The sequence below is a fragment of the Thiorhodococcus mannitoliphagus genome (assembly GCF_010915725.1).
GTDB lineage: Bacteria > Pseudomonadota > Gammaproteobacteria > Chromatiales > Chromatiaceae > Thiorhodococcus > Thiorhodococcus mannitoliphagus.
This window is the reverse complement of record NZ_JAAIJR010000156.1, coordinates 1-10931: the sequence shown is the minus strand read 5'-3', so window position 1 is coordinate 10931 and position 10931 is coordinate 1. Positions and strand designations below refer to the sequence as shown.

Here is a 10931-nt window from a genome sequence, read left to right as displayed (position 1 = left end):
GGAGCTTCGAGCAGTTGATGGATCAGGGTTTTTGGCCCGCCGAGGTCGACTGATCACAAGGGCAGGCCCGTTAGGGCAGCGATCTTCAATCGGGTCGACTCCTGCGGCATGCTCACGTCCCCCTCGCAGAGGGCATGGTTCGGTAAGCTGTACACGGATCTCGCCGAAAATAATTCTGTCCCCTTTTTTTGGTTCGCTCTCGCTCACCCCAACCTACGCGGGCTGAATGGAAAACTGTTCTGTACGCTGAAAGACTGGTCCACCGACCTCGATCAGCTCGCCTTCGAAATCTGTCAGATCGTGCGCCTGCCAAAACGAGGCAAGCTGCGAAATCGAATCCGTGTTTGGCGGGTGACTCATGTTCTTTTCCACTGCTGGTCACGCCGTCTTTCACGCTCTGTCATTGATCGAGCCGTCATCGGATATCCTTTTCCGTCGGGAAACTGGATCACAATGCAAAGTAGGCCACATTGTTCAGACTGCCCCTTCCCCGTCACCGCGCGGCTGTCCCGTGTCAACCAAAGCCTTCATAAGCACTTGGCGTTCGACATCATCGAGCGCTGCGTCCAAGGCTTTCAGCTCATGGGCTGCAAGCAATTGCTGTCCCTTCGGACTTAGCAGAAACCGCATCAGCTGTTGCGCGAGTGGATAACCTTTCGCCGCCGCCTGGCTCAACCACAGGATTCCAGCATCATCATCACGCTCGATGCCTTCGCCGGACAGATAACAGCGTCCCAGATAACACATGGCATCCGGGTAAAGCTGCTTCGCGGCCCGCGTCAGCCAACGCACGGCTTCAGCCGGTTGGTGGGCCGTAAAAAAGACGAGCGCCAAGCAACACTGGGATTCGGCATCACCATCATCGGCGGCCAGAATCAGGGAACGGTCCTCCTGTTTCAGCGGCAGAGAGGACAAAGGTAAAACATCATCCAGGCTCAAGCGCGTTTCTTCCCCCGGTCCGTGCGTGCCAAGGGTGGCGACCCCGCCCTCGCCAATGCGCCGCCACAGGGTACGCCGACTCAATCCAGTGATCGAGATCGCGGTGTTCAAACAGATCGAAGGCATCTTGTTCTCTCTCCATGTCAGGACAGTCGCCACCTTTCGAGCCATGAGTCTATCCCAACGCCAGGCATCCCATGAACCGTCCATGGTGCGAGAGGGTGTGCCAAAGCCTCGCTTGGCACAGGGGGGGGTGTGCCAAAGCCTCGTTTGGCACAGGGGGGGTGGTGCCATCGCATCATTTGGCAGAGGCATCTGTCCGCTTGATAGGGGATTTCCGAGGCGGTCCGGCCGATGCGAAACAGTCGGCGCCTGACGCGGAGGGGGTTGTCGTCGCGCACGGATCCTGGATGGATGCATTCAAATTCAACGGGATAGATAGAAATCGCCTTGATGAATGGCAGGATTTCAGCGTCGCATGGCGTCATATCCATCACGGATGGCATGCGATCTGCTCTCTCTCGCTCGGGAGACCTCGAAGATGCGGCGAGACGAATCGGGCCGCCGGCACGGCCTCCTCGTTCAGACGGTTTCAACATCCATTGCGGAGAGACAGATGAAAAAGTTCCAACAGGGCTTTACCTTGATCGAACTCATGATCGTTGTGGCGATCATTGGTATTTTGGCGGCGATTGCCTTGCCGGCTTATCAAGACTACACCGTTCGCTCCAAGCTTGCTGAGGCCATGATTGCTGGTTCTTCGGCCAAGGGCGTCGTAAGCGAGGCATTCCAGACCGATAGCGTTAATGGTGTAGACGCCGCCGCCGCCGCATGGGCCACCAAGACGGCAGCGGAAAAGGCGACCAAGTACGTCAGCGATGTCACAATCGCGACGGGCACAGGCGAGGTCACGGTGACGATGGCGACGGCAACCGGATCTGGCTTGCCGGGTGATGTCTTGGGCGCCACCCTTGTTTTCACGCCCAACGTACAGAACGCCGCCTTGGCCGCAGGTGTATCGGGCGCAATCGATTGGGCTTGTCAGTCAACGACGAACGCGACAGCAACTAACCGTGGCCTGGCTCCTGGGACGGCTGGCACTCTGCCTGCCAAATATGCTCCGGCTGAATGCCGATAGCCCTCGGCTCTGGCAGCCTGGTCTGAAGGGCGGCACGGGCAGCGCATGGGGTCGATGTTAGGCGCGGACGCTGGTCGAGCAGGTTAATCTTCGCCCCAGATCATTGATGAGCTGGATATGAGCGCCCCCAAGAGACTGGGGGCGCTTTCAGTTGGACGTCTCGAGCGGAGCGATGCGGAGTTCGATGGATTTCGCCACTTCATGGGCTCCCGCTCCGCACGGGCTTGAGGGATCAGATGAAAGCGCCGCATATCTTTGCATCCTTTCCCCTCGTCGCAGCACGAAAGGGTTACTGATGACCAAATTGAACGCCTTCACGATCTACTTAGAAACTGTCCATTTTCTAAACCGCGTCGGCGCCGTTGCTCGTTAGCTTGCGCGAGGGCGAGCGAATCTAAGAAGCTGTCTGGAAAACATGTAGGGGCGACTTCAGCCGCCCTTCGTATCAGCGAATGGGCGACTAAAGTCGCCCATTCACCCGCCCATCCGGGCCTTGACGCTAATTTCCCGCTAGCCTCTAATGAACTGTCCATGATTTACATCCCTACTTGAGTTCAGACGCTACCGCTCAAATCGGGAAGTAATTGATGGACAGTTATTAAAAGCGATGCGTACCGTCCCGGACGCGCCAAGAGGAGATTAATTGATGGAGTTTTTCTTTTGGAGGAAGACTTCGAAGCGAGTCGAGACGTTCGCGGTGGAGTTAGCGACCGACTTCTTCAGCCAAGTTTCGCCCGATACCCTCGCCCGCTACTTCCGCGATGCGGAACAGGACAAGAAGATCCGCAAGGTCGTCGAGTCGCAGATCCACAATCTCGTGCTGCGCCTCAGCCAGTTCAAGGATCTGCACAAGGTTGGGGTTTATGGCAAGGCGAGATTCCATCAGGCATTCATGACGCGGCTCAATGAACTCGGCTATGAGAATACGGCGGTCAAGGAATTGAATAACCTTTTGATGGTCAAGACCCCGTAACATCGCATCTTCTCATTCAATACTTGAGCCGACCGCAGTGTCCTGGGAGCGCCGACATGTAACCGAGCGGCCTGAACCTAGTGCGTACGCCAGTGCGCGAGCCTGGAAAAGATGTTGCGGTAGGATTTTGGCGCCTTGCCGCCGTGCGCCTCGATCTCACCGAAATAGGGCTCCGCACAAGGACCGAGGGCTATGACCAAGTCATCGAGATAGGGGGCATAGTTGACCCACCGCTGTTTTGAGTTCTTGTAGACGGGTTGGCGCACCTGCCAGAGGCTGGCAGTGGCAACGGATCGTTTGGCACGATGAAAATCCAGGCAGCGTTCATCCCATTCGAGTCCGCAATGGGCGATGATGCGCCTAGCCTCACTCTCCGTGTCATCGACTAGGCGCTCGTAGTGGACGTCGAGAATAACGTCTGGCGGTAGCGCCGTCCGCCAATGCGCGATCATGTCCTCATGGAAACGATAGTACTGACCGATCCAGGATAAGTCATAGCTCCAACGCGCTTCGCGAAAGGGCTGAAAGAAGCATGAAAGGCACGTATCAAGTGGGTTGCGAACTGTATGGATGATGTGCGCATTGGGAAGGGCCAAGCGAATGAGGCCGATAAAGAACAGGTTCCCCGGGAGCTTATCGACAATCCGTCCAGATCCCTGTCCATACTGACTCAGAGCCTCGATATACTTGGCTACGATCTCGTCGACCATCTTCTGATTGACTTCCGCGAAGCAATCGGGAAAGGATTCGCGCTTGCCCCCCTCCAAGCAAAGGCGTTCGCTGATGCGTGGCAGGGCTGGTATTTCTCCGGCCGTCACCACCCGCGGATGACTTGTGAGTATTTGCTCGATGAGCGTCGACCCCGAGCGTGGCATGCCTAATATGAAGATGGGCTGATCGCTGTCGCCGCCTATTTCGGCATGCCGCTCGAGGAACTGCCTCGTGAAGAGCTTCTTAGATTTCTTCAGCAATAATTTCGGGCTGCTTAAATCTATGGGTTCTTTAGCAAGCAGGTTGGCCCACCGGTAATTCTGAAAAGCGAGATCCCACTCCTTCATGTCATCGTAAGCCTTGCCAAGCCCGAAATGAAAAAAGGCGCGATTTATAGCGGGCATATTACCCGTCAGCTTGGTTTCGATCCGGGCGATCAGCGCGCGATCAGTCTCCTTGAATTTCTTGATCGATGTGTAGTTGAAGAAGGCTTCGCCGCTGGTTGGGTCAATCTCCAACGCATGCTCGAAGTGCCTGGATGCCTCATCGACTTTTCCATCAATGGCATAGATAAGGTAGCCGATGGTCTGCTCCATGTGCGCCGGATCGGAACACTTGAGTCGAAGTGCTGTGCGCGCCTGCTCCAGCGCCTGATCGAGATCGCCAAGCGCGAGGTAGAGCCTCGCGAGATTGGCATGGACATCATTGGCATAACTCGGACAGGCGGCAACTACCTCTGTTAACAGATTGATCGCGGTTTGATACTTTGCCTGCTTCATGAAGGCAAGACCGAGATTCGTCTTCGCCCAGGAATCGTCCGGATTGAAGTGAAGCGCATTGAACAGGAGCGGGATGGCCTGTTCGGTACGATCGGTCTTCATGAGTGCCTCACCCAGTCCGCCGAGGTATGCCGGATCCTCTGGAGATGCGCTTACTAGTTCCGCAAAGTGTTCGGCTGCCTCCGCCGGCTGCCGCATCCGCAGGGCGACGCGGGCTAGAAGATAGCGCGCCTGGAGGTCGTCAGGCGCCCCCTTAAGACAGTGATTGGCGATCTCTCGGGCCTCGTCGAGTTTGCCTGCTTGCAGCAGCTTTTCGCCCCTGGCGATATTAAACAGACTGTCGATGCGTGGGGTTTCGCTCATGCGCGTACTCGTCAATTCACGGTTGAACCTCAAACGCCCACCAAAGCATCGCGGCGCGCGCGATACGGTGAGCCTCGGGGTGGTCAGTCGTCTCTCTTAGCCTGATCAGTTCTCGGATGTCATGGCCTCGACCGCGCTTGGGGTGAAGCTGTCGAGCTGCCAATCGCTGAGCGCCCGGAGCCATTGCAGAACTAGTTCGTAGGAAGCGGCTTTGGGAGCATCCTTGCCATACGCGTCCCAGATTGCCTGTGCTCCTGTCTGCTGCTTTTGACCCAAGTATCCTAGCATGGTGATACCCACGGCCAAGCGAAGCTGCTCCGGACGCGTCAGCACGCCACCCCGTTCCAACAATGCCCGCCCAGAGGCCGCCATGGACGGAGCGTCCCGCATGGCGGTGGCTTTCCAGAGGGCGATTGGTCGGTGCTGCCGGTCATCCAGGTGCTGATAGCACGGGGTTGCTTCGATACGACTCCATAGGCTCGTCGCCGCTTCGGGCGGTAGATATGGACTTGTTGCCAGAAATAGTGTGTACGCGGCATCAAGCCAGGTGGTGCGCACTGCGGCGTCGGAGCACCGAGCTTCGTCCAAATCAAGCAACAGCGCAGCCGCCTCGATGCCCGCGCCCAACCCCTCAAGCCGCCCGTCAATCACGGCATTCCGTATGGCAAGGGCGGTCTGCGCTTGGGGGCGTTGCCTGTCGAATTCAGCGATCTGCCCATGCTCAAGCACCTGGAGAAGCGGTATCGGGACCGAGCGAATTGTCATCAGGGCGCCCGCATTGCGGTTGAGAAAACGCATCCGAGGGGATGTGTAATCCACGAACGGAAAATAATCTGAGTTGATGGGGACCGGGAACGACCGGAAAAGCGGATCGATGAGTGCTTTGCGACCGATCCGTCGGTGCTCGATATCCCCCATGGAGTGAAGACCGACCCGCGCCAGCGCGGCTGCTAATGCTGGCGCATCGAAGACAGTCTCGCGCAAGGGGCCGATCGAGCCCTCGCGGACCGCCACCACGATCATGTCTGAGGTATCTGAGTCGTAGATGACATAGTCCGAGAAATGTTTCGACAGCGCATTCATCACCGAGGCCACGACCGACATATCCGTTTCATACGTCTGTAGCCATTGGACGAAGATGCCGTCCGCCTTCAGGTACTGGGTCACACGCTGGTAGAACTCGTCAGAAAACAAGGTTGCAACACCGCTGACCCAAGGGTTCGACGGCTCGGAAACGATGACGTCGTACTGCCCTTGTCGGGTGGCGAAAAAGGTCTTCGCGTCCTCGAAGTGGATGTGGCTGCGAGGATCCTCGAAGAGATTGCGAACGCGCGGCATAAAGCCTTGGCGGGCGGCGCTGGCCATCAAGGGCTCGATCTCCACGGTATCCAGGTCGATGACCTGATCCGTCGTCAGCAGGATATGAGAGGTCAATCCAGAGCCGATGCCGATATTCGCGACCCGTTGAGGTCGAGGGTGCAAGCCGAGGGGTAGCGTCCCGGCAAGGGTCATCGTGATCTCATCCCCAGCCGGTGGGCCGCCAGCCATGTTGATGGCCGCATCAGCCTTGCCGTTGGTGAGGATCCCAATCTTTCCATCTTTCGTTTTGAGCAGACTGACTGTCGCCGTCTTGCCGTCGCGGTGGAACGTCACCTCGGCCTCGGCGGCAAGTTGGGCGAGACCAGTCCGAAAGACCCCCGCCGCCATCCGCTTGGGATCCAACTCCACCATGGACATTATGGCGATCCATGCGACCGACCAAGCTAGCGCCGTGGAGACTGTCCGGGGATGGCTCGCTCCCTTCGCCGAGCGGACGAGGAAGGCGAGACCAGCCATCATGTGGAGCACGGCGCCCGTCAGGACTACGCCCTTGACACCGACGACGGGCATGAGGAGATGAATGGCCACCATGACACCGATGATGGCCCCTAGGGTGTTCACCGCGTAGACCTGACCAATCGCCCGTTCGCCATAGCGGGCTTTCAGAAGCACATGGGTCATCAGGGGCAGCGTGATGCCCGCGCAGAAGGTTGCCGGGAGCATGATCACGGCCGCGATGGCGTGACTGATTAGGTTAAAGGCCGCATAGCCCTGATCGTTTCGATTGAGAGCCCGCAGGGCCTGAGCCATCCAGTCGAAGCTATGACCGTACAGGATGATGGTGGCGGCGGCCAAACTGCCCATGATAATCATGGTGACACCAAGGAATCGCTGCGGATCCAGCAGGTTGTCCGCGCGCCGGCTGATCCACAGGCCGCCCAGGGCCAGTCCCAATATGAAGGCGCTCAGCATGAGCTCGAACGCATGCGTGGAACTGCCCAGCACCAGGCTCAGCATGCGGATCCAGGCGATCTCGTACAGGAAGGAGGCGACACCACTGAGGAAGGCGGCTAGCAATATCCAGACCGCGAACGTCGTCAAGGTCCGCTGGTCCGGCGCGGCAATCAATGGCTGTGGCACCGGCATGGGCTCTGGCGCGCTGCGGATGATGAGCCAGACGACCAGGGCCAGCAGGACGTTCAGGATGCCTGCGGTCATGATGGTCCCAGGCAGACCGACGGTGGGAATGAGGGCAAAGCCACTGACCAATACGCCGATCGCGGCACCGAGGCTATTGGTGAAATAGAGCATCGAGACGGTTGCGCCGGGTCGATCCGAGAACCGGCGCAGGATGCCGCCGCTCATCAGCGGGAAGGTCATACCCAAGAGGATCGACTGCGGCAGGATCAGCAGGGAGGCGACGCTCCACTTCACGAAAGGCACCCAAGCGGACGCGCCGAGTGCCGGGATCGCGTGGGAGAAGATGATGTCGGTGGACGCCACGAAGCCCTGGTGAAACACCAGCCCAAAGAGTCCGATGATGCCCTCGACCGCCACATAGACGAGCAGCAGGTTGCGCCACCGCTGGCTGCGGCGCGCGATGACCCAGGAACCGAGCGCCATGCCTCCCATGAAGATCGCGAGCACCAGCGTCTGGGCGTAGGCGGCATGGCCGAGAAAGAGCTTGAGGTAATGCGACCAGATGGACTCGTAGATCAGCCCGGAGAAGCCTGAGACCGCGAAGATTGCAAAGAGTAGATACTTGGAAAAGAGGCTTTGGTTCATTTCGTGGGCTTTCCCAGCGATGATTTCGGTTTCGAAAAGCGGGGGATATTCTCCTGAGGGACGGGGTATTTGCCCCGCCCAGCAAGCTTCTGGAGGCAAGGTGGCGAGGTTCAAATCGTTCCGGTCGGGGCAAGCATAGGGGCCGCCTGATGGCCTGTCGAGTGGAATGGACCATGCGGGACGGAGTATTCACCCCATAGGGGCAACATAGCGAATAAGGTTAGATCGTCCGAGCGAAGCGAGCGACGATCTAAACCGGTTGTTGGACAAGCCCGGGATCGTGGCGGTACGCAGGGGATATAGAAAATAGCTTTTCGAGGCCGAGGGCTCGCGGAGCCCTGGAGGCTCACGAGGAGGTGCCGAGCCGCGGCTGTCAAGCCGCCATCGTGGTCGAAATGGCGCCCAACGGTGGTCAGCGTGGGCATTCTGCCTGAATTTCAGGCGAGCGCCAGCGTCGACCGGAAGACGCCGCAGTCCCGGGGTCGGTCTTTCGGGAGCGGTTACATCGCCACAGCCTCCGCTGCCTCAAGGGCTGGCGTCAGTGGCATTGGGGGTCAAGTCTTGCAATCCAGCACGTACGCGCCAGACGTGCGATTGCCGGCATGGTTTGGCGTGATGCTCCAAGCAGGACGGGGTATTCACCCCGCCCCCACGCTTCCGGCGGCAATGCAGCAGCATCCAAACCGTCTCGGACGAGGCGAATGCCCCGTTCGGCTGGAACAACCGAAAACCCCACAGCGGCTTGGCGTTCAGTCGGGCGCCGGGCCGATCAGGGCGACCAGACTCTCGGCATCGAAGATGTCATCAAGCCAGGCGTCCAATTGCTCGATCGAGGCCGCGTCGATGCGCAGCCCCACCCAGTCTGGTAGTGCGCCGAAGCGCCGCGTCAATTGTCGCCTCAAGGCACTGGCCTTGCCTTCAGCCTTACCCTTGGCCTCGCCCTCAGCTTTGCCCTCGGCAAAGATCGATTGGTAGGCTCGCGTCTCTTGAATGGGGGTCACCAGATTCAACATCGCCCAGATCTCCTTCGCGGTGAGACCGCGAAATCGCTCGAAGAACCAAAATTCCAATACCTGCGCTAGCACGTCCCGCGCTGCGGGTTCAAGGGGCGCGGTTTGGACCCTGCGCCACAACGCCGGGGCACGCGCCCGCAACGCATCGTCATCCTCGATCAGCAAGGGCGCAAAGACCGCCACATAGGGGTTGTCTGGCTCGCGCTCCATCCACTCGCGGCAGAACGCGATCAAGGAAGAGAGCCAGGGGATGGGGCTTGGCTGGCGCCGAGCTTGAAAGGGCGCAACCTGCCCGGTCACCTCGCGTATGGGCAGAACGCCCCCGGGGCGGCAGGCTTAGTGCAGCACAGCTAGGCACGGGGCGCGATCGGTTTCGCTGCGCTCTACCCACTAGGAGCCTGTCCGACTTGGGGGGATCGAAGCGAGGAAGTGGGAGAGCGAGGCCATTTCGTTCCGGTTTTGAGGCGCATAGTGGTTCTATGTAACGAAAAAGCGGGGCGAAAGGGACCGTTCTCCCGATTCCGCAGCCGATTCATCCTAAGTCGGACAGGCTCCTAGGCAGCGTCCCCTTATCAAAGCAGCTTGACCAACGCTGCCATGGCGCCGACTTGCGCGAACATGAGGGGAATGAGCCAGGCCAGGAGACTGTTGCGATTGCGTTCGATGTCGGTCTTGACTTCGCCACGCAACTGCTCGATCTCGGTCTTAACTTCACCGCGCAGCTGCTCGATTTGCAGCGTTAAATTCGCGCGCACGGCCTCGATCTCGCGCTGGAGGCGCAGTTCAGTCTCGCGCAGGTGCTGCTGCGTTGCCAGATCGGGCAGGTGCGGATAGCGCTCTTCGAGCCGCTCGAAGGCCTCGGCGATAACGCGCGCGCGGGCGCGATCGTCTGGGGCGCTTGCCAGGGCTTCGTAGAGTTCGACGACGGAGGACATGCGGGCTCCAGTGGTGATTCAGAGTCTCCATGAGCCACGAGTATAGCAAGGCAGACTGGGCGGAGCCGCCAGCAAAGAGCGAGTGTCATGAAATCCAGCCCGCGTAGGTTGGGGTGAGCGAGAGTGAACCCCAACATCCCCCGCACCGTCAGACATAAACACCGCCCCGCATGAACCTCAACGCCCCTGGCCACCCAACCCGGGGCGTTTTCCATTCCCGGCCCGGTGGCCTGTTGGGGTTCGTCCCTCACCCCAACCTACGACAAACCGTGCATCGTCAGCCCGCGTCGGTCGCGACACCGCTGACAAGAATCGAACCTGTCGCCACTTGTGTGGCGTACCATACGAGTCTTGACCAATCATCGTGTCGAGCCGATACGCGCCTGCCAACGTCGGCGACGCGATCTGCCCCTGGGGGATACCAGCCATGTTTGCCCACAGAACCATTCAACCAATCAAATCGCTACACATCGAAATCGAGCTGCCGCCCGAATTTGCAGACTACCAGGAGGCCGAAGTCATTGTTTTGCCAGCACGGCTGGTGTCAGCTCAGGAGAAAACCTGGGATGAGCGAGTCCGCGCGCTCGCTGGCACACTGAGTAGCGATTTTCCAGACGAAATCGATGACTCGGATCTCGGTCGGGACATTCCAAGAGAGTATTTGGAGTGAACGCTTATTTGCTCGATACAAACATCTGCAGAGCTATGCTGAATTCTGGTGTATGAGCGCGGGCTGATGGGGGCTTGGAAGGCGGCACACCGTTGCTGACAATGTGGTTGTTCAAGACACACAACAGCAACGAAGAGGTGCGCGATGAGAGACGATACGAGCAAGCCGAAGGACAGCGCAAGCCTGCTGCCGACGACGACCCTGGAAGAGTTGGATGTGTCCCTGGAGGAGTTGGTGCGCCGTGGTGCACGCCAGCTGATCCAGCGGGCCGTCGAGGTTGAGGTCGAGGCGCTCTTGAGCGAGTC

8 protein-coding genes are annotated in these 10931 nt (G+C 59.0%); 3 read left to right on the top strand and 5 right to left on the bottom strand.

Going from position 1 to position 10931, the window contains the following annotated elements; translation table 11 throughout:
- Nucleotides 1-474: 474 nt before the first annotated feature.
- A complete protein-coding gene (locus G3480_RS22815; RefSeq protein ID WP_164656405.1) occupies nt 475-1110 on the bottom strand; it encodes a tetratricopeptide repeat protein in 636 nt (211 codons plus the stop codon).
- Between the two features lie 445 nt (nt 1111-1555).
- Between G3480_RS22815 and G3480_RS22810 the strand changes: the two genes are divergently transcribed.
- Nucleotides 1556-2077: a pilin gene (locus tag G3480_RS22810; protein WP_164656403.1), complete on the top strand. Its 522-nt coding sequence runs from the start codon at nt 1556-1558 to the stop codon at nt 2075-2077.
- 646 nt (nt 2078-2723) lie between these two features.
- Complete coding sequence (locus G3480_RS22805) at nt 2724-3050, top strand: hypothetical protein (RefSeq protein WP_164656401.1); 327 nt, start codon at nt 2724-2726, stop codon at nt 3048-3050.
- A gap of 77 nt (nt 3051-3127) precedes the next feature.
- On the opposite strand, the gene G3480_RS22800 is transcribed toward G3480_RS22805, so the two are convergent.
- The 4 genes from G3480_RS22800 to G3480_RS22785 all read right to left on the bottom strand — a co-directional run bounded on the left by G3480_RS22800 (nt 3128) and on the right by G3480_RS22785 (nt 9956).
- Nucleotides 3128-4903 (bottom strand): tetratricopeptide repeat-containing sulfotransferase family protein, encoded by a 1776-nt coding sequence (locus G3480_RS22800; RefSeq protein ID WP_164656399.1) that lies wholly within the window; start codon nt 4901-4903, stop codon nt 3128-3130.
- Nucleotides 4904-5008: 105 nt separating this feature from the next.
- Nucleotides 5009-8008 carry a fused MFS/spermidine synthase gene (locus tag G3480_RS22795; RefSeq protein WP_164656397.1) on the bottom strand — a complete coding sequence of 1000 codons (3000 nt, stop codon included), beginning with the start codon at nt 8006-8008 and terminating at the stop codon, nt 5009-5011.
- Nucleotides 8009-8757: 749 nt separating this feature from the next.
- Nucleotides 8758-9255 (bottom strand): DUF2887 domain-containing protein, encoded by a 498-nt coding sequence (locus G3480_RS22790; RefSeq protein WP_338114206.1) that lies wholly within the window; start codon nt 9253-9255, stop codon nt 8758-8760.
- 338 nt (nt 9256-9593) lie between these two features.
- On the bottom strand, nt 9594-9956 hold the full coding sequence (locus G3480_RS22785) for a DUF1640 domain-containing protein (RefSeq protein ID WP_164656395.1): 363 nt from the start codon (nt 9954-9956) through the stop codon (nt 9594-9596).
- A gap of 427 nt (nt 9957-10383) precedes the next feature.
- Here G3480_RS22785 and G3480_RS22780 point away from each other — a divergent pair, with 427 nt between their 5' ends.
- A complete protein-coding gene (locus G3480_RS22780) occupies nt 10384-10626 on the top strand; it encodes a hypothetical protein (RefSeq protein WP_164656392.1) in 243 nt (80 codons plus the stop codon).
- Nucleotides 10627-10931: the final 305 nt, after the last annotated feature.

Coding starts and splice junctions, on each gene's coding strand:
- G3480_RS22780 (WP_164656392.1), top strand. CDS start 10,384: ATGTTTGCCCACAGAACCATTCAACCAATCAAATCGCTACACATCGAA.
- G3480_RS22785 (WP_164656395.1), bottom strand. CDS start 9,956: ATGTCCTCCGTCGTCGAACTCTACGAAGCCCTGGCAAGCGCCCCAGAC.
- G3480_RS22800 (WP_164656399.1), bottom strand. CDS start 4,903: ATGAGCGAAACCCCACGCATCGACAGTCTGTTTAATATCGCCAGGGGC.
- G3480_RS22815 (WP_164656405.1), bottom strand. CDS start 1,110: ATGGCTCGAAAGGTGGCGACTGTCCTGACATGGAGAGAGAACAAGATG.
- G3480_RS22795 (WP_164656397.1), bottom strand. CDS start 8,008: ATGAACCAAAGCCTCTTTTCCAAGTATCTACTCTTTGCAATCTTCGCG.
- G3480_RS22805 (WP_164656401.1), top strand. CDS start 2,724: ATGGAGTTTTTCTTTTGGAGGAAGACTTCGAAGCGAGTCGAGACGTTC.
- G3480_RS22810 (WP_164656403.1), top strand. CDS start 1,556: ATGAAAAAGTTCCAACAGGGCTTTACCTTGATCGAACTCATGATCGTT.